This window comes from Paludisphaera mucosa, assembly GCF_029589435.1.
Taxonomy (GTDB): domain Bacteria; phylum Planctomycetota; class Planctomycetia; order Isosphaerales; family Isosphaeraceae; genus Paludisphaera; species Paludisphaera mucosa.
In genome coordinates, this window is record NZ_JARRAG010000002.1 from 4,770,612 (window position 1) to 4,797,067 (window position 26,456).

Genomic DNA, 26,456 nt, shown 5'->3' on the forward strand with positions numbered 1-26,456 from the left:
GGATCCTGTCCCGAGCCCCCCTCGGAGACCTGGGACTCGGCTAGGATTCGTGCATGCGGCAGGGAGGCCGGAGGGTCGGCGCGGCCCGGCAGTGCCAGGCTTAGGCTGATGAGGGCTATCGTGAGCCGTGAATTCAGCCTTCGGCCCAAAGTATTCCCCCTGACATTGGGCCGAATCACCGCGATTCGGCCCAAATAAGGACCGATGGCGGTCCATGCACGTCTCGATTTCGAAGAGAGATGGTTCCTAAACTAGAAATCGCCATCGGCCAGGAGGAACTTGAGGGCTCTTCGGATAAAGTCGAGTTTGCCGACGGTCGCGAAAAGGGCGATTGTCCGGCCCCGGGCTCGTTGCGTGAGTGTTCTCTGGAGCCACGCCTTCCTGCGAGAAAGGATCCATTCAGCTCGTCGACGTGGCTTCCTGGCGCGGCTCAAGCAGCGGCAGGAGCGGCATTTCCGGCGTGAGCGGTTCCGGGAGCGTGGGTACGAGCGGATCGTCTTCAGGGATGGCTTCCCCCCGTGTGGAGCGGCCGAAGCCGTTGGGGGCGATACGACCGGGATCGGTGAGGGGTAGGTGCGGGGACGTCGTGACGGACGACTCGACGTGCGGAGGCATCGGCGGGTCTGATCGTCGTCGCAAGGTCGGCTCCAGCGGCAAGATCGTCCGGGGAATGGTCCCTAGATTCAACGCCACCCGCTGGATGAAGGCCTCGGAGACCATCTCATCCCCTTCCAACCCGATGCGGACGGACAAGACGGACATCGCATTCCGGCGGCGGATGGTGACGCAGGCTGGGCGGTGATCCAGGGTCTTGGCATAGATCACGACGTCTCCATCTTCCCGTGATCCGTCGATCTTCCTGAAGCCCATGTCGACCAGCGCTTCAAGCGCGGAGGATTCGACCTGCGGCACGGTAAATTGATAAACCTGGGTCACCTTGCCATTGAAGTACGAATAGGCGTAATCCGTCGGGTCAATCCCGGGAAACCTGCCGATGGATCGGCATCCGAGGGTCGACAACGCCACGAGTGTGATGATCGACGGCACGAGACGTGACATGGCCCGCCTCCAGACGGATGACGTGATGGCGGGAATTCCCGATGTGCCCCTCATGCCGCGACATCTTCGACGCGCGGCGCCGTCGCAATTGCGACAGCCGTCGCGACGCGAATGCTCGCTAGTATCGTCCAAAAGCCTCCCTCTGCTTTAGCTCCTGGACTTTCCGGGAGAACGTGTATGTCTGACCGCAAGGTTGAGCGGCCTGTCGGCGGCGGCTTGAGTCTCACCCTCGGTGACCCCGGGTCGCAGGACCGCACGGATTTCCTCGGCCAGCAGTTCACGACGCCGCGCCCTCCGCTTGTCCGCGTGGCTCGGGCGGCGTGATACCTCGTCCCACGGCGAGCCCGAGCGGGCCGCCGACTCCTGCTCTTTGCGGCCCCCGGCCGACGCCTCGGTCATCGCGAACTTCCACGAGCAGACGTGGAACGTCCCGACGTTCGCCCAGATGAACCTCACATGCTGCCGACCCGCCCCGACGACCTGCTCGCACTCGCGGAAGGTGGTCTCGATGGTCAGCCCATAATGCCTCGCAAGAGAGACCCCCGTCTCAGGTCGATCGACCGACGCGAAAGGCCCGATCAATCCTCACGATGCCGCGCCCGCCCGCGGCTTCGGAACGATCAAGGCCGCTCGCCGAGGCCTGCAGTCCCAGCTCCGCGGGCCGCTCCGCAACTCGTCGAGCCGTCCCAATTCCTCGGCGTCCGCCCATACCGCCCATCGTTCCCCTGAAGGCATCGTCACCACCCGGGCGTCCACCCGGCCCCGCCTCACCCACCCTCGGGCCGTGGCCGCGGGCACGCCGAGTCGGCGCACCGGATCCGTCAGCCAATACTCGTCCGCCGCGAGTGGCTCGCCTGCAGGCGCGTCAGCATCGGGGGGGTGATGAGCCCCGTGCGCTTCGGGGGCTGAATCCCTCGGCGTTGAGCCGGCCGGCGACGGTCGCGAGCGACTGCCCTTCGGCCCGCAACGCCTCGATCCGGCCCAGCAGCGCCGGCAGGTCGGACATCCGCTCATAGCGGCCGACGGGTCGTCTCACCTCGTGCCCCGTCTCGCAACCGCCCGACGACCGGACGAGGACCTCGACGCGTTCCGTCCCCTTGTCGCGGCGCTCGTGGCCGACTTCAGCGGGGTTCATCGGTCCCCTCCCTCGGAGGCGGGGGGGCGATCGCCGGCCGACGGCCAGGGCGAGGACTCTTGCGACTTCCTGTCGCCGATCGGCCGGCATCGCCTTCCAGATCCTCGGCAGCGACGGAGGGATCGACGCCTTCAGGCGCGGGGGGCGGGGCGAGTGCGGCGGGAGGGCATGGGGGCTCCGCCTTCAGGCGGCGAGAGCTGTCGACGGCACCACCTGGCGAGGGTCAGCGGCGCCGGAACGTCGATCGTAATCGACGATGAACACTGCTGGCGCCCCGTCGCTTGGGTGGCGGTTCGGGTGGTCGATCTCCAGGCTGAAGCCATCGGCCGCCATCCCCAGGATGTCGGCGACGCTCGCCGAGGGCTCGGTGCAGAAGTACGGCCGCCAACCGGTCGGATCGAATCACGCCGCCGGCCGGCCTCCAGGTCGCCAGGAACGTCTTGTATCGCTTGACCGCCTTCTCCCCGTACAGCTCGAACGTGTCGGAGGACCAGCCCCGCCGCTGGCCGCCCCGCTTGGCCAGGTCGATCACGTCCTGGCCGCAGGTCGGGGCCGGGCCGCGCCGTCCCACGGCTTCGGCCCGGGCAAGCTCCGCAGGGCCGCGTGCTTGCGGAGCCGGGCGACGACTGTCATCCCGGGGCCGCCGGCTTGAGGAACTCCTTCCCGGCATAGGCTCCGTCGGCCACAACCCAGATCGGCAGCCTCAGCAGCCCGACCACGACTTGGCCCGCCGCAGCAGTTCGACAGCCAATTCCAGCTTGGTGCGGAATGTCGGCCGGTGCTTCGGGTCGATGCCCGGCAAGTCACTCTTTCGGACATAGAGTCGGGACGGCAGCGGCAGGGCGATCATGCCCCAGGTCTCGTGGTCTATAAGGAGCGCGAGGACGGCGAAGACGTGGCCGTAGACGTAGGGCGATCCGGACGGTCCAGGGGCCGGGTCATGATGCACGCCGGCCCCTGGAGTTGCGGCCCGTACCGCTTCGTGTCGAGGTACAGGATGAGCCAGACAGCCATCTCGGCCCGGCTCAACTCGGCCATGCCCAGATTAAGGAACGCGTTGAGGATCTCGAAGCGCAGCCGAGAAATCCGTTTCGAGGTCATCCACTTTGGATTCCGAGCCGTCTCGCTCACGGCTCACCCTCGCCGTCGTCGACCGGTCGAGCGCCTGCCCAGAGGGATCGGAGTGCAGACTGTAGCTCGCCTTCGCGGCTCGCTTCGGGGGGCGGGTCTGCGCGGCCGCCGTGTATCGCTGGTGCGGACGGTCGAAGTCGAGGGCGAGATCTCGGGCCTCGCCGTGCCGGCTCTTCAAGTGCTTCGGGATGAGGTGGGAAGTGGGTGCCCCCCCCCGTCGTCGGGTGCCAGGATGAAGGCGTCATCGGCCCCGTATTCCAGTTCCGCGACGGACGCCCCGCCCGAAGTCCATCGCGGCTTGCGGACCGATACCCCCAGGACGCCGATCGTCCTCATGGCTCGTCCTCCGGGAACGGCCTCCGTGTCGGGCGACCCGAGAACTCTTCAAGGTCGCGCCGCGAGGCGACCGCGCCGGTGCCAGAGTCGATGGAACCCCCGCCGGGACGGATGGTCGGCCAGCTTATAAAATAACGTTTTATGTATAAGATATATCAATTAATTTGATGTATTCCCCGCCCCGGCGAACCCTGTACTCCGGTTCCCAAGGGGAGCGGGGGGCCGGAGCCCCGGGGAGTCCTTCAGCGGCCCGACCCGGGTCGGGCCGACCTTACGGGGATCAGCTCGACACGCGGCTCGTCGAAGCGGACGTACACGGCCTCCTGGCCGAGGTGGCGGCCCACGTCGAGGGCGGCCCGGCGGAATTCCTCGAGCCGGTGGGGGGCGAAGCTGACGGCGACGGGTCGGATCGGCTCGCGGAGGACGCCGCGGCGGGCGTCGAGCCAGCAGCCTTCCCGGGGCTCGGCCAGCGTGGCGCCCCCGAATCGTGTCACGAGAATCTCCAGGGCTTCGCCCCACTCCTCGGCCGTGAAAGGCCGGCCCAGCTCGTCGGCCAGGGGCAGGTGGACGGTCGCCTCCCAGGCTCGGGGCGGCACCGGATCAACGGCCGCGGTCGACGCGACGCCAGCAGCCGGCGCCTCGCCGCGGTCGGCGACCGTCGAGCGGCCCACCGCGACGCCCGCGACCAGCATCGCCATGCCGATTCCCACTCGAGACGGGATGCTCATGATCGTTCACCTCCTCAAAACCGGTTCGCGACGGGCGTCACGTGGGCTGCCGGGCCGGATTCCCGAGGAGCGGTAGGTACTCCGGATGAGACGCGGGACCTGGCAGGGGGGCGCCTGCTCCCCCAGAGGACTTCCAAGCGCCCGTCGTGATCAGGGTGCTCGTACTCGGCGGCCGGGAATCCGCCCGGCCCGACGGACAGGACCATGATCAGGGGCTCGCCGCCGCACTCGACGCGGCCCGGACGAACCCAGTGCGTCAACCGTGGCCGGGTCGTCGATCACGTCTTCCGAACGGGCCCTCCCGGCTCATTTGCGGCCGGCCGGTGAGGCGATGGCGACCCCCACCGGCCCGCCGAGCCGTCACTCGTCGAAGATCACCTCGCCGTTGAGCAGGACGTCATCCCCCGGGCCGCCGATGAGGATGTCATCCCCGTCGCCGCCGTCGAGGACGTCGTCGCCCTCCTCGCCTCGGAGCACGTCGTCGCCGTCGCCGCCCGACGCCACGTTGTCGCCCGAGCCGGCGAACAGGACGTCGGATCCCGCGCCGCCGAGGAGGATGTCGTCGCCGTCGCCGCCCAGCAGGACGTCATCCCCCTCCCCGCCGTCGGCCAGGAGGCTCATCTCCCGCGGGTCGATGGCGGTGGCGTCGATCAAGTCGTCGCCCCCCAAGCCGGACACTTCCAGCCGGTCGCCGGTCGAGTCGGCGCCGGTGATGCGCACCCGGGCGGCCAGCCCGGACACGGTGACCGTCCCCGCTTCGTCGGTCGACGCCTGGATGGCGTCGTCGCCGGCGGTGCCTTTGACGACCACCTCGTCCTGATCCCCACCCGGCAAGGCGAAGTCGAACAGGCTGAGGTCGACCCGGTCCACCCCCGCGCCGGACAGGTCGTCGATCACGATCCGATCGGACCCGCCGAACGAGAAGAACGAGAACGACTCGAGCCCGCCCGCGTCGAGCGCCTCGGCGTCCACGTCGCGATCCATCCGGAATCGCCCGCCGACGGCGGCGAGGGTGACTTCCTCGTCGGCCGTCGACCCGCTGGCGGAGAGGGCGTCCCGCCCGGCCCCGCCCTCGATCACGTCGCTGCCGTCCCCCGCACGCCAGAAGGCGATATCGTCCCCGTCGCCGAGGAGGAGCGCGTCGTCCCCCCGCCGGCCGTCGACGAAGTCGTCCCCGCTCCCTCCGACCAGCACGTCGGCCCCCGCGGTGCCGCTCAGGTCGTCGTCGCCGGAGCCGCCGTCGAGCGTGAACGTCATCAGCCCGGCGGCCACGCCCCCCGCCTCGATCCGGTCGTCCCCGTCGAGGGTTTTGACAACCAGCTCGTCCCCCGGCGAGGCCCCCTCGACGGTCACAAACGTCGGGGTGAGAACGAAGACCTGGCCGCCGAAGGCGAGGACGTCCACGAAGTCGTCGTCGGCGGTGCCGTTCACGACCACCCGGTCGGTCGCGTCGTCCGGAGCCCCGCCGCCCTTGACCGCCTCCAGGTCGACGCGGATCTCCTGGACGTCGGTGCCGGCCAGGTCGTTCTGGGTCAGCGTGTCGGCCCCGCCCAGGGCCTCGACGTCCACGCGCTCGACGCCGTCCACGTCCATGACGATGTCGCCCACGTCGCGTGTGAAGCGGAGACGAGGCCCGTCGGCCGACGCCTCGAACACCTCGTCGGCCCCGGAGCCGTTGAAGAGCATGGTGTCGAACCCGGCCTCGCCCTCGACCCGGTCGCTGCCATCGCCCGGATCCCAGACGAACAGGTCGTCGCCCTCGCCCAGGAACGCCGCGTCGTCGCCGCGGTCGCCGTCGGCGGAGTCGGAGCCGTCCCCGCCGAGCATCTGGTCGGCGCCGTCCCCGCCGGACATCACGTCATCGCCCGACTGACCGACCAGGACGTCGTCGCCGCCCTGACCAAGGAGCAGGTCATCGCCGGACTGGCCTTGAAGCGCGTCCGCGCCGGAGCCGCCGACGAGGGTGTCGTCGCCCGACCCGCCGAAGAGCTGAGCGGGGGGGAGCGGCCCGTTGGCCTCGTCCAAGCCGATCGTGTCGCGACCGCTCAGCCCGAAGACGCTGATCGTCCGGGTGTTGAACACGCTCGGGACCCCGCCCGAGAGGCCGCCGGCGAGCGGGACTTCGCCGTTCACGCTGATGACCCCGAGGGCGTCGCGGCTGATCTCGATCGTGTCGTCCGCGGCATCGCCGAAGACCATGAGCGTCCCGAGGCCGGGGTTGAACACGGAGGTCACGGCCGGGACCCTCCGGTCCTCAAGGCCCTGGATCGCGGGGCGGAACCGGTTCATCGATCTGCCCGCCCGGTCGGCCGGGCGTCGTTTGCGTCGGGACGAGAATGGGAGCCGATTGGTGCGCGACAAGAGACGTCTCCGGGATTCATCGAGATTGAGGACGGCGTCATGCTCGCGTGGGATTAGGGGCCCATAACTCGTCTAATACGGGCACCGGAATGGACCTCGGGTTCGGCCTCCTCGCGCTGCGCGCGGGGCGTCGGCGTCCTGGAGGAGCGGCCATGCAGCAGGTCGCAGACGGCCTGGCGGCGCATCACCACACCGAATCGCCGCCGGAGGATCCGCTGGGCATCGTGCGGGAGGCCGCCGGGGTGATACCTGCGCGAGCAGGAACGCCGGGGACTTCCTCGCGATCATTCGGCCGACCGTGATGGGGCCACTTCTGGGACCTGGTCGTAGTCCGAAGCTGGATTGCCCTGGTGCCCGCGAGAGGCCGTGGCCCTACGGGACAGGCGTCGAGTTCGTCCTCCGGGCCTGTAGGCTCAGGAAAACCGGCCCCGTCCCGGCCGGTTCACCCTGCTCGCCGCGCCTCCGTCAACGCGGTATCAAGGACCACCAACGCCGGCCGTGGAGCGACTCGCAGGCACGGTATGCGGCGGTTCGGCGTCATCCGATCGAGCGCCACTCCACGCCCTCCCTCGGTGGCGGCCCGAGTATGCCGCCGGAGCCGGTCCCCTGAAGAATTGGTGACTCCGCCAGCGATCGGGCAATAAGTCAGTGACCCTCCGATCTCGCCGTAGGGCGAGCCGTCCGGCCTCATCGAGGCCCTTGACCGCGAATGCCGCCGCGTAGAGCAGGCGGGTCCGCGCCAGGGTCTCGTAGGGCCGCTCGAGGTCGCTCGTACGGGCATCGAAGCACTTGCGCCGCGCATGGGCGAAGCACTCGACCTCCACACTCCCCTAGAGCAGATCCGGTCGTAGCCGCCGCAGGCGTCGGCCTGGCGACATCCCTTGTAGTCGCCCAGGAACCCCTCCGGCCCCTCCCGGGGTGCGGTCGGCTGTGTAGTCGTACGGGATGCAGGGATGCTCGCAGCCGTTTGCAAGCCGGTACCTGACCGACGACGGTCGGCCTGATCATCTTCGAGGCATGACGCGGCCTGACGGCATCCCCGCCGACGATTGGGTCGCCCTCCCGGCCGAGCTGAGGCCGAGCCTGTAGGCGATCGTCGCCGGGGTCGAGCGCGGCGTGAGTCCCCACCAGTAAGGCCGTCCCCGCGCCGAGTCCGATGAATTCCTTGCCTGCGTCCGGACCCGCTTCAGGGCGTTCCTGAAGGGGGATAGGTCGAGGCCTCGAGTGCGGGGCGGCCTCACGGTCGAGCTGCGTCGCCCCGCGAGCCCTTGCGGGTCGACGGCGTCGATCATCCGGGACGTGCCGGTGGGGCCGCGGTGCCAGAATCCGGTGGGACCGAAGTCCACGCTCGATGACGTCGGCGGTGAATACGACCGGAGACGCGTAGCCCGCCAGGTCGGTCGAGGCTGAAACGGTCGTGGTGCTTTTCGCCTTCCCCACGCTCGATGAGCGGTCCGGACAGGCGGTCGAACGCGTCCGTCGGGCGGTGACGTCGCACCCCGGCGGCGCATCCTCGGGCCGTTCGTAGGTGCGGATCGACTCCTCCGTAGCTCTGGACCGCCTCGAAGTCGGCCCGGGCGTCGGCCCGGAACTCCTGGAGCTGTTCGGGGTTGGCGTCGTCCTTGTCCTTGCGGTCGCATGCGCGGCGATGATGGACCTCCGGTTTCTCCGGCCCTGTTCGTCACGCAAGAGGCCCAGCACCCGCCGCTCAAGGACGTTCAGCGCCGGCTGCGCGACGCGCGACGTGACGCGGCCGGTCTGTGAGGTTTTCACATCGGGGCCCAAGGACGTGAGAAAAATTCACGCGACCGGGTTGAAAGGTCGAGCTCGGCCCCTTATCGTGCTTGGCGGGCCGGTCGTGGCGGAGTGAGGATCGGTGGATCGAGCTTTGACGAGGCCGGGCCGTCGATGATGAAGCGAGAACGGATGATCCTCGATCGACTGGAGCGCCAGGGGGCGTGCAGCTACCAGGAACTGGCCGAGGCGCTCGGGGTCAGCACCATGACGGTCCGAAGGGAGGTCGACCGGCTGGCGAGCAAGGGCGCGGCGATCAAGACGCTGGGCGGGGTCCAGAAGGCGATGGCGCCGCCGGGCTACTACGAGACGCCGCTGAGCGACCGATTCGCGGTCAACGTCGCGGAGAAGCGGGCGATCGCGGAGCGTGCGCTGGGCCTAATCGCCCCGGGGCAGACCATCTTCCTCGACCCGAGCACGACCTGCCTGGAGCTGGCGAGGCGGATCGGCCGGGAGCGGGAGTCCGTGACCGTCGTCACCAACTCGGCGCTGGCCTGCCTGGAGCTGGGGCGAGGCGGCCGGAACACGACGATCGGCATCGGCGGCCAATTCGACCCGGCCAGCGGCTCGTTCGTCGGGTCGGCGAGCGAGGAGTGGCTGGATCGGTTCTTCGTCGACCGCGCGTTCGTCTCGACCAAGGGGTTCCTCCCGGCCGAGGGGACCTTCGAGGCGGCGATCGAATCGATCCGGATCAAGCAGGTGGCCGCCCGGCGGTGTTCGGAGCTGGTCCTGCTGGCCGACCACACCAAGTTCGGCATCCGGGCCCTGTGCAAGGCGCTCGATTCCGGGCAGATCCACACGGTGGTCACCGACGCCGCGACCCCCGAGACCGAGTTGAGGCGTCTGGAGCGGGCCGGCAAGCGCCTCCTCGTGACCGGGGACGGGTCGGCCCGGCTGGAGGAGGTGACCCATGCCTCTTGAGGACGTGCTCGCGATGGTGTCCAGGGCCGCCGCGGGCGGGTATGCGCTCGGCTACTTCGAGAGCTGGAATCTCGAGTCGCTCGGCGGCGTGCTCGACGCGGCCGAGCAGACCGGCTCGCCGACGATCGTCGGATTCAACGGGGCGTTCCTGAGCGATCCGGGCCGGAAGAGCGAGGAGCGGATCTCCTGGTACGCCGCCCTGGGCAAGGCCGCCGCCGAATCGGCCAAGGTCCCGTGCGGCCTGCTGTTCAATGAATGTCCGGATGATTCGCAGGTGCGTTCGGCGATCGCGTTCGGGTTCAACCTCGTCATGCCGGCCGACCCGGCCGCCACGCTCGAGGAGTACACGCGGCGGGTGGCCCGGCTGACCGAGCTCGCCCACGCGCGGGGCGTGGCCGTCGAGGCCGAGCTCGGCGAGCTGCCCGCCGGCAGCCCCGGGCACGGCAGCGCGGCCGGCGCGGCCACCGATCCCGATCAGGCCGCGAGGTTCGTCGAGGCCACGGGGGTCGATCTGCTCGCGGTCAGCGTCGGCAACGTCCACGTCAAGCTGGACGGCACGCGGACGCTCGACCTGGCGCTTTTGGAGAAGATCCGCGAGCGGACGAACGCGCCCCTCGTCCTGCACGGCGGGACCGGCATCGACCCGGACTCGCTCCGCGAAGCGATCGCGCTGGGCGTCGCCAAGGTGAACTTCGGGACCTACCTCAAGCAGCGTTACCTGAGAGCCGTCCGCGTCCACCTGGACCGCGACTGCGACGACCCCCACCGGAGGCTCGGCATGGGCGGCGAGGACGACGTGATGGTGGCCGGGCGACGGGCCGTCCGCGAGGCCGTCCTCGAGCGGATCGGCCTGCTGGGCTGCTGCGGACAGGCGCCCGCGCCCGACTCGGAGGGACCATGATGGACATCCCCCTGAAGATGCCCGACCTGGCGACGACCGGGGCGACCGTCAAGGTCCTCCGCTGGCTCGTCGCGGCCGGGACCGTAATCCGACGCGGGGATCCGATCCTCGAGGTCGAGACCGACAAGGCCGTCATGCAGGTCGAGGCGGCCGCGGCCGGGGTCTTGAAAGCGATCGTCGCGGACGAGGGGGCCGAGGTCGACGCCGGCGAGACGATCGCCGTCCTCGAGGGAGACGACTCGGCGGCCTCGCAGCCTTCGAAGGACTCGCCGCAGGTCGCGGAGGCGGCCCCGCCTCGGCCGACGCGACCGGCGATCCCGGAGGCCGGGGGGCGGCGATCCTTCTTCGCTCGCAACCGCGAGGCCAGGTCGTCGGGCGGGCTCGCCGCGATCGCGCTGAGCGTCCCCCAGAAGGTCGCGGCGCGGCGGCTGGCGGAGAGCCAGGCGACGGTCCCGCACTTCTATCTCCAGACCTCGGCCGACGCCGGCCCGATGGTCGCCCGGCGGAAGGCCGCGGTCGGCGGCCTCGCCTGGGACGCCTTCTTCGTACGCGCGGCGGCCCGGGCGATCCGGACGTTCGACCGGATGCGCTGCCGGTTCGAGGACGATCGACTCATCCCGGCCCCGGCCCTCGCGGTCGGCGTGGCCGTGGACGTGGATGGGGACCTCTTCACGCTGTCGATCGACGAGCCCGGGCGGAGGCCCCTGGAATCCATCTCGCGCGAGATCGTCGATCGCGTGGAGCGGATCCGGGCGGGCGACGCCGAGGCGCGGATCGCCCGCCCGGCGTCCCTGACCATCTCGAACCTCGGGGGGAGCGGCGTCGAGTCGTTCGCCGCGATCGTCAACCCGCCCGAATCGGCCGTCCTCGCCGTGGGCAAGGTGATGCCGGCCGTCACGGCGATCGACGGGCGGGTCGTCGTCCAGGAGCGGGTGAACCTCACGCTCTCGGTGGATCATCGCGTCGCGAGCGGCAAGTACGCCGCCGGCTTCCTGAGCGCGATCGTGAGGGAACTGGAGTCGATTGGAGGGGGAGACTGATGAGCGACACATCCCGGCCCGCGGAGGCCGAGACCGCCCCGTCGGCCGCCGCCGGGGACCACCGGTTCTGGCTGTCGATGTACGAGCGGATGGTCCTGATCCGCGAGTTCGAGGAGGGCGTGAAGTTCCTCTTCCTCGAGGGCTCGATGCCGGGGACGATCCACCAGTGCCAGGGCCAGGAGGCGACCGCGGTGGGCGTCTGCTCGGCGCTCCGGCCGGACGACTTCATCACCTCGACGTTCCGCGGCCACGGCCACGCGCTGGCGAAGGGCCTCACCGTCGAGGAGCTGCTGTTCGAGCTCTACGGCGCGGCCACCGGCTGCTGCCGGGGCAAGGGCGGTTCGATGCACGTCGGCAACATGGACAGGGGCATGGTCCCCGGCATCGCGATCGTCGGCGGCGGGATCCCGCTGGCGGCGGGGATGGCCCTGGCGTTCAAGATGCGCGCGGAGCCGCACGTCGTCGCCTGCTTCTTCGGCGACGGCGCCGTCGCCGAGGGGGCGTTCCACGAGGGCGTCAACCTCGCCGCAATCTGGGACCTGCCGGTCGTCTTCGTCTGCGAGAACAACCTGTACGGGGCCTCGACCCGCATCGACCAGGTCATGCGCGCCAAGACCGTGGCCGAGCGGGCCGCGTCGTACGGCATCCGCGGCGAGACGGTCGACGGCAACGACGTCCTGGCCGTCTACGAGGCGACGCTCCGCGCCGCGGAGGAATGCCGCGCGGGGAGCGGGCCGGTGCTGCTCGAGCTGTTGACCTACCGCCGCACGGGGCACTCGCGCCGCGACGCCTGCGCCTATCAGCCGAAGGACGAGCGCGACGCCTGGTTCCAGCAGGACCCGCTCGACCGCTTCGCCCAGGTGTTGATGGGCCGGGGCCTGATCGACGAGGCGGGCGTGGCCGACGTGAAGGCCCGGGCCGAGGAGCGGTTCCGCGAGGCCGTGACGGCGGCCGGTCGGCAGCCGATGCCGACTCTCGCCGACCTCACCACCGACGTGCTGGCGGGAACCTCGACCCCGGCCCCCGCGGCGCTGCCGCCCGGGACGCCCACGAGGAGGCTGAGCATCGCCGAGGCGCTGCGCGAAGGGATCGCCGAGGAGATGCGCCGCGACCCGTCGGTCTTCTGCATGGGCGAGGACATCGCCGTGCCGGGGGGCTGGGGCGGGGCCTTCACGGTGACGCTCGGGCTCGAGAAGGAATTCCCCGACCGGATGATCAACACGCCGATCGCCGAGCTGGGATTCTTCGGCGCCGGGACGGGCGCGGCGATGGTCGGCCAGCGGCCGATCGTCGACGTGCAGTACGGCGACTTCCTGCTCCTGGCGATGGACCAGATCGTCAACAACGCCGCCAAGATGCGCTACATGTCGGGCGGCGTCGTGAAGGTGCCGCTCGTGATGCGTGCGCCGATCGGCGCGACGGGGCGCGGCTCGCAGCACGCGCAAAGCCTGGAGCGCTACTTCATCGGCGTGCCGGGCCTGAAGGTCGTCGCCGTATCCAACGCGTACGACGCGAAGGGGATGCTCAAGGCGGCCGTCCGCGACGACGACCCGGTCCTGATCTTCGAGCACAAGCTGCTGTACGGCTCGAAGGGGGCGCGGGCCGAGCCGGGCGCCGTCGACGCCACGAGCGACGTGCCCGAGGGAGACTACCTCGTGCCCCTGGACCGCGCCGCCGTCCGCCGCCGCGGCGCGCACGCCACGGTGCTCGGCTGGCTGCTCATGCTGCACTACGCGCTGCAGGCGTCCGAGCGGCTCGCGGCCGAGGGGATCGACGTCGAGGTGATCGACGTGCGCAGCCTCTCGCCGATCGACTACGAGACGATCGGCGAGTCGGTGCGAAAGACGGGACGCGTGGTGATCGTCGAGGAAGGGCCCCGAACCGGGGGCGTCTCCGCCGAGCTGGCGGCCGGGATCATGGAGCGGCTGGGCGAGCACCTGGTCGCGCCCGTGGTGCGAGTGGGGTCGGCCGACGTCCCCGTGCCGTTCACCCCGATCCTGGAAAACGCCTACCGCCCCGACGTCGACCGTATCGTCCAGGGGATCCGCAACGTGCTGTGACGACCGACCGAAAGAGGGGCGTCTTCCCGCGCGGCCACGCTTGAGCGTCGTGCAGCCGTTTGCCGTCGGAAGGCCTTCCCGACGCCTCGGCTTCCGGCCGAGGAGTTTCATCCCCGAAGGGCTCGCCGCCATGCCCAGCCCCAACGGATCGAAGCCGCCCGTCGTCTGTGCGGGGATCGTGGTGGCCGACCACCTCTGCACGCCGATCGAGCGCCTGCCGGCGGCGGGCGAGCTGATGACGGCCGACGACCTGGTGCTGAACATCGGCGGCTGCGCCTCCAACGCCGCGATGGACCTCGCACGGCTGGGCGTCCGCTCGGCGATCTGCGGCAAGGTGGGGGACGACGCCTTCGGCCGATTCGTGGCCGAGACGCTCGTGGCGCACGGCGTCGACGTCCGGACCCTGGGGGTCGACCGGGGGCGTGCGACCAGCCAGACGCTGGTCGTCAACGTGCGGGGGGAGGATCGACGTTACATCCATTGCTTCGGGGCGAACCGAGGGTTCACGGCCGAGGACCTCGACGACGCCCTGGCCGACCCTCCCCGCGTGCTGTACCTGGGCGGCTACCTGGTCCTGCCCGGCCTGGATCCCGAGGCGGTCGCCGAGCGGTTCGCGCGAGCCCGCCGCCGCGGGACGACCACCGTGCTCGACGTCGTGACCCCGGGGCCCGGCGATCACCTGGCCCACCTGCGGTCGATCCTGCCCGAGACCGACGTGTTCCTGCCCAACGCCGACGAGGCGGCCCTGATCCTCGGCGAGAGCGACCCGCTGCGCCAGGCGATGGCGTTCCGCGAGCTGGGCGCCCGACGGGTGGTCGTCACCCGCGGCGAGCACGGGGCGATCGCCGTCTCCGACGCGTTGCGGGCCCGCCTCGGGGCCTATCCGGTCCCCTGTCTCGACGGTTCCGGCGGCGGCGACGCCTTCGACGCCGGCTACATCGCCGGGCTGCTCGACGGCCTGGACGAACTCGGGTGCCTGCGCCTGGCCAGCGCCGTCGGCGCGAGCTGCGTCCGCTCCGTCGGGACGACGGCCGGCGTCTTCACCCGCCATCAGGCCGACGCCTTCATCGCCCTGCACGACCTGCCGGTCGAGGACGTCTGACCAGTCTCTGCTTCGCTGAGGCAGGTTTCGCGAGCCCTCGTGGCCGTCGCCGTACGGGGCCGCACGCTTGGCGAGGCCCGGCGCGCCGAGGGCCTCGACGCGCAACATCGCCGCCGATGCCGCCTCGGGGACGGCGGTGGCTGTGGCCGGGCTTCCTTGCTTGATGACGAAGCCCCCGGCCGCGATCACGTCATCGGTCGGGCCGAACGTGACCGAGGCGAAGTTCGCGGCGTCGGTGAGAATGCCGATGGAGATGGCCGAACCGGCCTTCGAGGACCGGGCTGCACGCCGCGGCGACGACGATCGCCTCGGCCTTCGTCGAGGATCGGCCCGGCGCCGGACGTCGGCCGCGTCGCCGATCGAGAGGCCCGCCTCGTCGGCGATCTCCTCATCGGCGTCGCCGACGTCGGCTCGGGGCAGAATACGAACTCGGTGTCGCTGGCGACGGTCAGCGGCCCCCCCCGCCGATCCAGGGCCCATCGGTCGTCATCCGTCGGTTCTACGACGTGTCGTTCCTCCCGATGCGCCGGGATAGCGAGACGGCCGTCGAAACTCACCGCGGTCGATAACTAGGTATTGACCTAACCTTAGAGCGGTTTATAGTTAGTCGAATGCCTAGGCAAGCGGCGCATCTGAATCTGCTGTTCCAGGCGCTGGCCGACCCGACCCGCCGGGCCGTGGTCGAGAGGCTCTCGCGCGGGCCGAGCGCGACGAGCGAACTGGCCCGGCCGTTCAAGATGGCCCTGCCGTCCTTCCTCCAGCACCTGGAGGTCCTGCAGAAATGCGGGCTGGTCCGGTCCCGGAAGTCCGGAAGGGTCCGCACCTACGAACTCGCGCCGGGCACGCTCCGGGCGGCCGAGGATTGGATGGCGACCCAGCGCCTGCTCTGGGAACGCCGCCTCGACCAGCTCGATTCCTACATCGAAGACCTAAAGGAGCAGTCCCAATGACCTCAGTGAACCCCGCGACCGACCTCGTGCTCGAACGGGTCGTCGACGTGCCGCCGGAACTCGTCTGGAAGGCCTGGACGACTCCCGAGCACCTGATGAAGTGGTTCACCCCGGCCCCGTGGAAGACGGTCGGCTGCGAGATCGACCTGAAGCCCGGGGGGAAGTTCCACACGGTCATGGAGTCGCCCGAGGGGGGCCGGTTCCCCAACACCGGGTGCTACCTCGAGGTCGTGCCGAACAGGAAGCTCGTCTGGACCGGCGCCCTGCTCCCGGGCTACCGGCCGGCGAACCTGTCCGCCGACGTCCCCTTCGTCTTCACGGCGATCATCGAGATCGAGCCGGACGGGGCCGGTACGAGATACACGGCGACCGTCCTCCACAGCACCGAGGAGGGCCGTTCGAAGCACGAGGCGATGGGCTTCCACAACGGTTGGGGCGCGGCGCTGGATCAGCTCGTGGCGCTGGCGAAGAGCTGGTAGGTCGATCCCGGTCCGGATTACGACGTCAGGCCTGCCGAATCGAGGGGCCGGCCAAGGGCCGGACGACTTCGGGAGGCTCGCCGACGAAAAGGGCTTTATGTCGGACGGAAAGCTCCGCCCCGACGTCAAGGCGGGTCGGGTGATCGCCTGGCTCAAGGAGGATTTCGGACACGGGCGCGCCCAGGCCCTCGTCGCGTCGCTGAAGGCCACGAGGAGGGGGGGGCGACGCATGGCGCGCTCGCCCCCCAGGAGTGGCCCGTGGCCAAGAAGCCCCCGGAGAACGTCGAGGCGTTCCTCGCGTCGCTCGAGCCCCCCTCAGCAGATCGATCGTCATCGACGCCTCGACCCCGGCCCGCCTCGCCCATCCGCCGCCGGAATCCTCGAGACCGCGCGACTATTTCTCGCCCTTCTTCTCGCGCTTGCCCTCGATGTCGAACTCCTGCTTCTGACCCCCGAAATCCGCCTCTCCCTTCCCCTTGAACTCGTCGCCGTCGACCTTCAGGGTGTAGTCGATGGGGATCGTGTTGCCCTGGAACGTCCGCACGGCGGAGAAGGTCAGCTTCCCGTCCTTGAATTTCAGGTCCTTCAGCTTTTCGTCCTTCTGATCCGCCCAGTCCATGGTCCCGACGAACTCGTCCCCCTCCTTCTTGATCGTCAGGGTGGACGTTCGCTTCTGCTCGCCGATCTCGTAGCGGCACTGCCATTTGCCGACCGGATCGGCCGCCTTTTCGTCCGCCGCGCCCGTCAGGCCGCACGCTGCGAGGACCAATGCCATCGAGAGAATCGCCTTCATGATCGCCTCCGAGATTGTGGCGCAACGGAAGCCGTCCCACGTAGACCGCCCCTCGCCGCAGGCAGCGATCTTATCCGCGCCGCGAACGGTGGTCACGTCCATGATCGCCGGGACGGTGAAGACGGCCTGGAGGTGAACCCGGTCGTCTCGAACTCGCACGGCGACTCGCGTCCGAGCGGCGAATGGTCTCGTCGGCTAGGATGGCCACGACGCCGTCCTCGGTCGGTGGTGATGAGAAGTCGGTTCGACTCTCCAGGCCGCCGTCGGGGGGGGATGCTCCCAATCGGCGTCAGGCGAGCCAAGGGCGAGCGATGGGCCCGACCCCGCGCGTCCAACTGGCGGCGAAGTGAGGATTGGACTGGAATACGACGCCGAACGCCTTGAATCGGTACGAGTTGGGGATGGACGTCGTGGATGATCCGTTCACGATCCTGACGCTTCGGTAGAGACGCCCGTTCACGAAGATCTGGGCCGTGCCGGAGGGAGGAATGGCTCCCGGTGGTCGAGCGTCGACCTTGACGACGATCCTCGATGACCGATGCCACCAGTTCCCGACCGTCTGGACCGAGACGGCGGCGGTCGTCGGGGCCGGCGAGACTCGCTGCGTGATCGCGGCCTGGCTCGCCTCGAGAGATCCGTCGCCGGAGTACGCGGCCGTGATCTGGCGAACCCCCGGATCGAGATTGTTGAGGGTGAGCGTAGCCGATCCACCCTCGACCGCCGCGGATCCGAGCAGGACGCCGTCGGCACGGAAGGTCACGAGACCGGTCGCGGGGCCGGCGTTCGGATAGGCCGCGGCGACGAACGCCGAGAGGGTCACGGGCTGCCCGTAAGTGGAAGTCGGGGCCGACGAGGTGAGCACCACGGCGGAAGCCGCGGGATCGACCACCTGAGTGACCGAGGAGGAAGGCGTCCCGGCGTTGAAGTTCGCGTCGCCGGAGGTGTAGGTCGCCGTGATCGCGTGGCTGCCGGAGGCCAGGCTCGACGTCGTGAAGGTCGCCGTCCCGCCGTTCAATCCCGCGGTCCCGATCGGCGTCGAGCCGTCGAGGAACGTCACCCATCCGGTCGGCGTACCGGCTCCGGGAGCGGTGGCGGAGACGACGGCGATGAACGTCGCCGGCTGGCCGAATCCCGTGGTCCCGCCGCCGGTCAGGGTCGTCGAGTCGCCCGCCTTCACGACCAGTCGGCTGACCGACCCGGTCGAGGAGGCGGCGAACGACTGGTTGCCGGCGTACTGGGCCGTGATGGCGTGCGTGCCGACCGAGAGGGCGGAGGTCGTGAAGACGGCCGTCGGCTGACCCGAGACCGAGGTCAGGGCCGCCACCCCCAGAACGGTCTGCCCCTCCAGGAACCAGACGGATCCCGTGGGAGTTCCGGTGCCCGGGGAGTTCACGCCGACGATGGCCGTGAGAGTGACCGACTGGCCGAAGACCGTCGAGGACGGGACGTCGGAGAATGACAGGCTCGTCGTGGCCTGGTTGACCCCCAGCAAGGCCGCCGTCGAGGCACTGCTTAGGAAGTTCCCCGTGGGGTTATACCCGGCGGTGATCCCGTGGTATCCCGCGGAGAGCCCCGTCGTGGCCAGAACGGCTACTCCCGAGGGATCGACCGCGCTCGTCCCCAGGACCGTGGATCCGTCCAGGAAGGTGACCGAGCCCGTCGGGAGCACACCGTTGGCGGCTCCGGCTGTCACGGTCGCCCTCAAGGTCACCCATTGGCCGAAAACGCTGGGGATCGGGCTGATCGAGAGGGCCGTGGCGGTCGATACGACGGCGGCGAGTACGACGTCGTTTCCATCGCCGCCGAAATAGGTCAGCCGGAAACTCGTTCCGCCGACGTTGACGAGGCTCCCCTCGGCGAGGCCGTTGAAGACGCCGTTGATGGGAGCGTTCGATCGATTGTCGATGATCGTCAACACGTCGCCGGCCGCCGGAGCGTAGTCGCCGCCGAGGCTCAGGGTCAGCGTGGCGTCGTCGAGGTCCACGGGGCCGGCCGTCACGATGGTCTGATCGTAGCCGGTCGCTCCGTCGCCCGGGGAGTTCCCGAAGAGCTCCTCGACGAAGCTAGCCCCGGGCGACAGGGCGAGGGAATCGATCGTGATCGTGTCTGGACTGTTACCGGGCGAGAATACGCCCGCCGGGTCGACCTGAACCTGGGCGAGACGGCCGCTGCCGCTCAGGACCGCCCCCGACTGGACCTCGATGGTCGGGCTTGAAGTCAGGTCTCCGTTCACGATGAGCTCGCCGGCCGCGATCGTCGTCGGGCCGGTGTAGGTGCTGGCGGCCCCGAGGATCAGGGCGCCTCCGTTCGTCTTCGTCAGCCCGAACGCGCCGCCGATGGGGCCGTCGACCGTCAGCACCCCGCCGGCGGCGATGCTGAACGTCGTGTCCCCGGCCAGAGCGACCTCGCCATTGAGCGTGTGGACGTTCGAGAGGGGCACGAGGAACGTCGTCGAATCGGCCAGCCTGAGGCCGCCCGACGGGAGCGTGTACGTCGCCGTCGAGAGGACGAAGACGGCCCCGGTGTCGATCGCGAGCGTGCCCGTCGCCCCGGTCGCCTGGCCGTCGAAGACCTGGAGGTATCCGCCGTTGATGGACGTCCCGCCGCTGTACGTGTTGGCCTGGCCAAGCCCGAGCGTCCCGCTCCCGTTCTTCGCGACGCCGAAGCCGCCGCCGATGACTCCGTTCAGATAGAGGTTGGCGAAGCCGGGCGTGTCGATCACCAGGTTGCTCAGCAGCGTGATCGTCCCCTGGATCGTGGTCAAGCCATCGATCAGGAACGCGGTCCCGGCGGAGTTGATCGTGAAGTTGTTGTTGAGGAGGAGGTTGTTGACGATCTCAATCTCGGCGTTATTGACCACGTTCCCGGTGCCGAGGGATCCGCTGTTGCTGATGGCGAGGATGCCGGCGGCGACCGTCGTGCCGCCCAGGTAGGTGTTCGCCCCGTCGAGGCCGAGGGTCCCCGCACCCGTCTTGGTCAGGCTCCAGATGTTGCCGGAATCGTCCACCGTCGAGGAGATCGCCAGGACGCTCGACGCGGCCGTGTCGATCGTCGCGTCGACCCCCAGGTTGAGGGCCCCGCTGATGGTGTTGGTCCCGCCCGAGTTGCGGATCGCGGTGCCGCTCGAATCGACGTTGAGGGTGTTGGCGACGGTGATCCCGCCGGAGAGGTCGAGGGTGCCCGTCCCCAGGATGTTCACGACGCCTGTGCCGGCCCCGGTGTCGGCGCTGATGGCCAGGACGCCCAGGTTGATGTTGGTCCCGCCGCTGTAGGTGTTGGCCCCCGAAAGGGCCATCGTCCCCGCGCCGTCCTTGATGATGTTGATCCAGCCGGAGACGACCGCCGAGACCGAGAAGTCGACCCCGCTCTGGGTCGTCCCCTGTGCCACGGTGAAGAAGTTGTTCGCGCCGCCGAAGCCGAGGTGGCCGCCGATGGTCGCCGTCTGGGAGGACGCGAGGGTGGTGATGCCGCCGCCCGAGGCGATGGTCAGCGTGCCTACGCCCGTCGTCACGGTGCTGCCGGTGAGCGACAGCGAGCCGATCGTGTCGTCGAAGCCGTTGAGGTCGAGCGTGGCGCCGGCGTTGGCCAGCCTGACCGTGGAGCCGTCGGCGATCTGGTTCGGCCGGAGTTCTCGGACCGTGGCGGCGGCGCCCGGCCCGCTGACGGTGACGTCGCCCGCGATGCAGGCGATCCCGCAATTGAGTAGCAGCAACCCCTCGTCGACGAAGGTCGTGCCGGTGTAGGTGTTGACCCCGGAGAATTCCAGGGTGCCCGGGCCGGCCTTGGTCAGAGACCTGGCCTGGCCGCCGTCGTTGATCGGGCCGGCGAACTGGAGCGAGGCGCCCGTGGCCACGTTGATGCCCAAGTCCCTGCCCAGCGTCGTGCCGCCGTTGAACGTGACGGCCCCGCTGTTGACCTGAAGGCCGGTGGTGATGGGCGCGTTGAACACGAACGTGTTGGAGACGATCCCCGTGCCGGCGAGGTCGATCTCCAGGTGGCCGGAAGTGTTCGAGCCGTCGCCGATGGTCGCCGTCCCTGAGCCGAGGGCCGAGGCGTTGGTGATGGCGAGCGTGCCCGAGGCGACCGTCGTGCCGCCGGTGTAGGTGTTGCCGCCGCCGAGCACGGTGCGGCCCGAGGTGGCGCCCTGGAGCAGCGTGAGGCTGCGCGTGCCGGCCTGCTGGATGGCGCCGTTGATCGTCAGGGTGGCGCCGTCCGCAGCGCCGATCTGGCTGTCGCCGGCCAGAATTACGTCGCCTGTCAGCGTCGCCGAGCCCGACAGCACCTCCAGGGCCCCCGCGTTGCCGAGGCCGGCGCCGGCGACGATGAAGTTCTCGGCGGTGCTCAGGGCCGGTCCGCTGAAGAACACCGACGCGCCGCCGTAAACGATCGTGTCGCCGTCCGTCGTCCCCAGCGCGCCGCCGCTCTCGACCTGGATCGCCCCGCCGGTGATGGTCGTGTCGCCCCCATAGGTGCTGTCACCCGACAGGGCCAGGACGCCCGAGCCGCTCTTGGAGAAGCCACTGCCCGGGTTCAGACCCTGGATGGCCGTGCTGATGCGCAGCTCGACGGCGAGGTCGGGATCATCGGCGATATCGAAGTTGTTCGACGCGTTCCAGATCTGCAGCTCGCCGAGCCCCTGGATGGTCGACATCGCGTGGTCCGGCGAAACCGTGGTGTTGACGCCGTTGAAGGTGGCCAGGACGCCCCCGGCGTCGATCTGGACGGTGGACCCCTCGAGATTCAGGGGGCTGATGTGCTCGACATAGGCGCCGACGTCGAAAGTCGATCCGAAGACGAGGGTCACGGTCGACCCGACCCAGAACTGATTGTCCCCCATCACCCGCAGGGTGGCGCCGCCCGACACGTCGCCGACGTACACCGAGCCGTTGGCGGAGATGACGTCGTCCGACTTCGCCAGCAAGAGCGTGCCCTGGGTCACCGTGGTGACGCCGTTGTACAGGTTGGCGGACGAGCCCGAATACTTCAGAGTGCCGCCGCCGATCTTCGTCACGCCGAAGCCGCCGCCGAAGTTGCTGACGGTGATCACGCCCGACATGTCCAGCGTGCCGCCGCCCGCGACGTCGAGCGTCTCGGTGGCCGTCAGCGTGACGTCGAGGCCGAACGTGACGGTGCCGGCCGCGTAGGTGGACGAGATCCCGGCGTCGAGTGTGGCCGCGTTGCCGGTGACCGTGTACCCAGACGCGAAGACGAAGGAGTCGAACCGCGTGCCGGCCGCAAAGTCGTTGACGATGGTGAAGGAGGACGCGTTCGCGGGGAAGATGAGCCGGTCGCCGGCCAGCGGGGCGAGGCCGCCCACCCAGTTCAAAGGGTCGCTCAGGCTGCTGGAGTGGGCCCCGGTCCAGACGTCGGTCCGCAGGAGGGCCGTGAGCGTCACGTCGTTGCCGTCCGAGCCGACGTAGCTGATGGCGAACGACTGGCGGCCGACCGTGATCGTGGACCCTTCCGCGAGGCCGTTGAAGGTGCCGTCGACCGCGTCGGTGCCGTCGTTGTTGATGATCGTGTACGTGTCGCCGATCGCTGGGGCGTAGCCCAGAGAGACAGAGAGCGTCGCCCCGGCCAGGATCACCGTGGCGGTCACGTCGGTCTGGTCGTACTGGGTGCCGGCCGTCGTGCCGTTGAGCTCGACGTTGTAGGTCGATCCGCTGCTCTGGAAGGCGAGGCTGCCGGTGTTCAGCAGGCCCGGCGAATTGCCGGGGGAAAGCCTGCCGATGTTCGAGATCGTCACGGCGGGTAGCGTGCCCGAGCCGCCGAGCGTGCCGTCGACGAAGACCGAGTTGCTGGTGGCGAGCGAGCCGTCGACGATCAGCGTGCCGTCGCCGACGCTCACGCTCCCCGTGTTCGTGTTCGTGCCCGTGAGGATCAGGGTGCCGGTGTTGTTCTTGTCGAAGTCCCGCGACCCGCTGATCACGCCCGAGACCGTCAGCGTCGTGCCCCCGGCGACGTCGAAGGCCACGTTGTTGCCGCCGGTGATGCCGATGTCCCCGGCGATGGTGTTGTCGCCCGAGACGCTCATGATCTTGCTGGAGTTGCTGACCGGCACGCCGGAGATGGCGAGCGTCTTGGTCGAGGGGATCGTGATCCCGCCGGCCAGCTCCAGCGTCGCCCCGGACTGGACGATGAGGTTCGAGGACGAGGCCGGATCACCGAACGAGTTGTCGTTGTTCCCCCGCACGAAGCCCGAGCTGGCGACCACGTCGCCGTCGAACAGGTTGCTGCCGTTGAGGACCGTCCGGCCGTTCGCGCCGTTGACGACGTTGAGGCCGTAGCTCGAGCTGTCTTCGTCGATCACGCCGTTGATCGTCAGGGTCGAGCCGTCGGTGGCTCCAATCTGGCTGTCAGCCGACAGGCCCACGTCGCCCGCCAGGGTGGTCGAGCCCGACACCACCGTCAGGGCTCCTGAGTTGATAAACCCCGTGCCGGCGATGGAGAAGCTCTCGCTGATGCTCAAGGTCGAACCGTTGAAGTAGACCGACGCACCGCTGGCGACGGTCGTTCCGCTTGCGGTGGTCCCGAGGGCGGAGTTGTTCTTGACCTGGATGCCCCCCCCGGACACCGAGGTGGCTGAGGCATAGGTGTTCGGGCCCGAGAGAGCCAGGGTGCCCGAACCGCTCTTGATGATGCCGCCGTTCTGGATCGTGGCGCTGATCTCGGCATCGGCGTTGATGGTGCCGTTGTTGAAGGAATCGCGAGCGACGATCATCACGAAGAACGGGTTATTTCTCAGGTCGAGCGTGCCCGGACCCTGGATCGTCGAAGGGGCATGGCTGGTGGAGACGGTCGTAGCGAGGCTGAAGGGGATCAGAATGCCCCCGGAGCCGATTGTGACCGAGGCCCCCTGCAGTGTCAGCGAGTCGATGGTCTCGGTGGTTGTGCCGACATCGAACGTCGCCCCTTCGTTGACAGTGACGTCCGATACGTCCGCGATCTGGTTGTTGCTCCCGATCTGCACCATCTCGCCGCCGCCGACGTTGTCGCCGACGACCAGGTTACCGGCGATGGCGTTTTGGCCGCTGGCCCGGTTGAGGATCAGCGTGCCGGCGTTGACGGTGGTCGCGCCGGTGTAGGTGTTCGCGCTGAAGCCCGTGTATTCGAGCGTGCCCCCACCGGTCTTGACGATGCCGAAACCGGCGCCGGAGATCGCCCCGGAGAGGATGAGGTCGCCGCCGTCGACGACGTCGATCGTCTCGGTCGCGGTGAGGGCGATGCCGGGGTGGAACTCGGAGGTGTCCGAAACGAACGTCGCCGACAGGCCGTCCGTCAGCGTGATCGCGTTGCCGGCGATGTCGTAGCCGCCGCCGGCGATCTCGATCGAGCGGAAGGTCTTGCCCGAGAGGTCGTTGTTGTTGTTCCGCCGCGCCGCGCCGGAGGGGAAGACGAGATCCTCGCCGCCGCTCGGCGCCAGGTTCGTGTCCCAGTTGGCGTCGGTGCTCCAGTTGCCGTCCCCGCCCAGGCCGGTCCAGGTGTAGGTGACGCCGACGACTTCCAGGGTCACATCGTTCCCGTTCCCGCCGACGTAGCTGACCTGGTAGGTCACGACGCCCGACCGGAACGTATCGCCCTCCGCCAGGTTGAGGAACGTGCCGGTGACGGCGCCGCTGTTCTGCTTGTCGATGACGATGAATTCGTCGCCGATCGCCGGGACGAAGCCGCCGACGAGCGAGACGTCGATGGTCGAACCGGTGATGTCGACGCTGCCGGAGGTGGTATTGGCGATCTGGTCGTAGGTCGAGCCCGCGGTCGTCCCGCCGATGTCGATGTGGGTGGTGCCGTGGGTGCCGACCTGGTATCCGCCGGACGTGGTGAACGTGCCGGTGGTGCCGCCGCCCGTGCCCGGATCGACCGCGCCGGACGAACCACCGGCGTGGTCCAGGCTGCCGACCGTGCCCGTGCCGCTGATGGTGCCGCCATACGACGTGACGACGCTGGAGTCCGAGCCGGTGATCCGGAGATCGCCCTCGACGGCGTGGAAGATGGGGGCCGAGGTGAGGCTGCCGGCGATGAGCAGAACGCCCGCGCCGAACTTGCCGAGACCAATACCGTTCCCCCCGGTCAGGTCACCACTGAAATTGAGCTGGCCGGCGTCCACCTGGATCCGGGAGTCATTGGCCAAGGGGGTCGCGGTGCCGGAGTAGACGTTGTTCCCCGAGACGCTCCGCAGCGCGCCGCCGCCCCCCGCGCCCGTCCCCGAGAACGAGATGTTCCGGCTCAGGGTGATGTCGTTCGAGAGGTCGAGTTCGGCCCCGTTAGAGATGAGTACCGAGCCGGTGCCGAGTGCCGAGCCGTTGCTGATCGCGATGACCCCGCCGCTGATCGTCGTGCCGCCGTCGTAGGTGTTCGCGCCGGCCAGGGTCACCGTGCCCGACTGGACCTTGGTGAGGGCGAAGCTGCTCGCTCCGTCGTTGATCGCGCCGCTGAACGTGAGGTTGCCGCTCAGCGAGCCGATGGTGCTGGCCGCCCCCAGCGTGATCGCGCCGGAGATCGTGTTGTCGCCGTTCCCGTTGAAGACCGCCCCCAGGCCGCCGAGGCCCGCCCCGGTGAGCGTGATCGGCTCGGGCGTCGTGATCCCGCCCAGCAAGGCGAGCGAGAACCCGCCGTCGACGACCGTGCCGGCCGACGACGCGCCCAGGGCGTTGTCGCTGGCGATCTCGATGAGGCCCGCGGCGATGGTGGTCACGCCGTCGTAGGTGTTGTTCCCCGAGAGCCTGAGCTGGCTGTCCGCCCCCAACTTGGTGAGACCCGCGCCGGTCCCGCTGATGTTCGCCGTGATCGAGAGGTCGGGGTCGAGCTGGGCGTTGTTGGCGACCGTGAAGGCGCGGGTCGCCCCGCCGAGGTCCAGATTGCCCGAGATCGCGGAGGTGAAGATATCCGTGTTGGACGTGACGTCGCCGCCGAGGGTGAGCGTGCCGATGCCCGTCGCGACGGTCGCCCCGGTGAGTTCCAGGACGCCGATGGCGTCGTCGAAGTTGTTCAGGTCGAGCGTCGCGCCGGAGCCGAGGGCCACCATGGCGGCGTCCGCGATCTGATCAGACTGGGCGAGCCGGACCGTGCCCCCGCCGATGATCGCCAGGGAGCCGGTCACCGCCGTCGCGCTCGACTTATCCAGGACGAGCGTGGTCGCGGTCGCGACGGTCGTCGTGCCCGCGTATGTGTTGGCCGAGATCCCGCCGAGCTGGATCGTCCCCCCGCCGGAGACCGCCAGGCCGGACGTCCCCATGATCTCGCCACCAAGCTCGAGCGTTCCACCCGCCCCGATGGAGACCGTCCCGTCACCAGGGTCGAAGTCGATGTCGAAGTTTGAGATCGACGACCCGAACGTCGCCGAGAGTCCGTTCGTCAGGGACAACGAGCCCGCGAACGACGCGCCGATGTCGTACCCGGACCCCTCGATCGTGATGGCGCCGAAGTTTGAGACGCCCAGGCCGCTGTCGTAGATGGAGGTCTTGTTCGGCGCGTTCGCGGGGAAGACCAGGTCCTGCCCCATGGTGGGCGCGCCGAGCGTCCAGTTGCCGGGGTCCGACCAGAGGTTGCTCGACAACCCGGTCCAGACGTCGACGGTCGGCGCGATTCGGGTTTCGAGGAACTCAAGGGTCGGTCTCGTCCTCGACCGCGGCCGCCGCTTCAGCGATCTGGAGCGTGAGTTTTGAG

15 protein-coding genes are annotated in these 26,456 nt (G+C 69.3%); 8 read left to right on the top strand and 7 right to left on the bottom strand.

The window, feature by feature from the left end; translation table 11 throughout:
- Positions 1-399 precede the first annotated feature (399 nt).
- Positions 400-1,059 carry a DUF3568 family protein gene (locus PZE19_RS28460; protein WP_277863986.1) on the bottom strand — a complete coding sequence of 220 codons (660 nt, stop codon included), beginning with the start codon at positions 1,057-1,059 and terminating at the stop codon, positions 400-402.
- Between the two features lie 298 nt (positions 1,060-1,357).
- Between PZE19_RS28460 and PZE19_RS28465 the strand changes: the two genes are divergently transcribed.
- On the top strand, positions 1,358-1,582 hold the full coding sequence (locus tag PZE19_RS28465; RefSeq protein ID WP_277863987.1) for a hypothetical protein: 225 nt from the start codon (positions 1,358-1,360) through the stop codon (positions 1,580-1,582).
- Positions 1,583-1,924: 342 nt separating this feature from the next.
- Here the strand turns inward: PZE19_RS28465 and PZE19_RS28470 are convergent, their stop codons facing one another.
- From PZE19_RS28470 to PZE19_RS28485, 4 genes are all read right to left on the bottom strand, one after another.
- Entirely contained in the window at positions 1,925-2,194 is a 270-nt protein-coding gene (locus tag PZE19_RS28470) for a hypothetical protein (protein ID WP_277863988.1), read from the bottom strand.
- A 703-nt stretch (positions 2,195-2,897) separates the two neighbouring features.
- Positions 2,898-3,143, bottom strand: coding sequence for a hypothetical protein (locus PZE19_RS28475; protein WP_277863989.1), 246 nt, complete (start codon positions 3,141-3,143; stop codon positions 2,898-2,900).
- A 760-nt stretch (positions 3,144-3,903) separates the two neighbouring features.
- Positions 3,904-4,389 carry a hypothetical protein gene (locus PZE19_RS28480; protein WP_277863990.1) on the bottom strand — a complete coding sequence of 162 codons (486 nt, stop codon included), beginning with the start codon at positions 4,387-4,389 and terminating at the stop codon, positions 3,904-3,906.
- A gap of 360 nt (positions 4,390-4,749) precedes the next feature.
- Positions 4,750-6,678: a calcium-binding protein gene (locus tag PZE19_RS28485; protein ID WP_277863991.1), complete on the bottom strand. Its 1,929-nt coding sequence runs from the start codon at positions 6,676-6,678 to the stop codon at positions 4,750-4,752.
- A gap of 1,998 nt (positions 6,679-8,676) precedes the next feature.
- On the opposite strand from PZE19_RS28485, the gene PZE19_RS28490 reads away from it, so the two are divergent.
- The 7 genes from PZE19_RS28490 (at position 8,677) to PZE19_RS28520 (ending at position 15,997) form a co-directional block, all read left to right on the top strand.
- A complete protein-coding gene (locus PZE19_RS28490; RefSeq protein WP_277863992.1) occupies positions 8,677-9,465 on the top strand; it encodes a DeoR/GlpR family DNA-binding transcription regulator in 789 nt (262 codons plus the stop codon).
- On the top strand, positions 9,455-10,366 hold the full coding sequence (locus PZE19_RS28495; RefSeq protein WP_277863993.1) for a class II fructose-bisphosphate aldolase: 912 nt from the start codon (positions 9,455-9,457) through the stop codon (positions 10,364-10,366). The genes PZE19_RS28490 and PZE19_RS28495 overlap by 11 nt, the downstream gene beginning before the upstream one ends.
- On the top strand, positions 10,363-11,406 hold the full coding sequence (locus PZE19_RS28500) for a 2-oxo acid dehydrogenase subunit E2 (RefSeq protein ID WP_277863994.1): 1,044 nt from the start codon (positions 10,363-10,365) through the stop codon (positions 11,404-11,406). The genes PZE19_RS28495 and PZE19_RS28500 overlap by 4 nt, the downstream gene beginning before the upstream one ends.
- The gene (locus PZE19_RS28505) at positions 11,406-13,466 is read left to right on the top strand and encodes an alpha-ketoacid dehydrogenase subunit alpha/beta (protein ID WP_277863995.1); all 2,061 of its coding nucleotides are present in this window, start codon (positions 11,406-11,408) and stop codon (positions 13,464-13,466) included. The genes PZE19_RS28500 and PZE19_RS28505 overlap by 1 nt, the downstream gene beginning before the upstream one ends.
- Before the next feature lie 130 nt (positions 13,467-13,596).
- Entirely contained in the window at positions 13,597-14,568 is a 972-nt protein-coding gene (locus PZE19_RS28510) for a carbohydrate kinase family protein (RefSeq protein ID WP_277863996.1), read from the top strand.
- A 611-nt stretch (positions 14,569-15,179) separates the two neighbouring features.
- A complete protein-coding gene (locus PZE19_RS28515; RefSeq protein ID WP_277863997.1) occupies positions 15,180-15,518 on the top strand; it encodes an ArsR/SmtB family transcription factor in 339 nt (112 codons plus the stop codon).
- Positions 15,515-15,997 (top strand): SRPBCC family protein, encoded by a 483-nt coding sequence (locus tag PZE19_RS28520; RefSeq protein ID WP_277863998.1) that lies wholly within the window; start codon positions 15,515-15,517, stop codon positions 15,995-15,997. The genes PZE19_RS28515 and PZE19_RS28520 overlap by 4 nt, the downstream gene beginning before the upstream one ends.
- A gap of 394 nt (positions 15,998-16,391) precedes the next feature.
- On the opposite strand, the gene PZE19_RS28525 is transcribed toward PZE19_RS28520, so the two are convergent.
- Both PZE19_RS28525 and PZE19_RS28530 read right to left on the bottom strand, forming a co-directional pair.
- Complete coding sequence (locus PZE19_RS28525) at positions 16,392-16,949, bottom strand: DUF2147 domain-containing protein (RefSeq protein ID WP_277863999.1); 558 nt, start codon at positions 16,947-16,949, stop codon at positions 16,392-16,394.
- A 130-nt stretch (positions 16,950-17,079) separates the two neighbouring features.
- Positions 17,080-26,346, bottom strand: coding sequence for an Ig-like domain repeat protein (locus tag PZE19_RS28530; protein ID WP_277864000.1), 9,267 nt, complete (start codon positions 26,344-26,346; stop codon positions 17,080-17,082).
- Between the last annotated feature and the right edge of the window lie 110 nt (positions 26,347-26,456).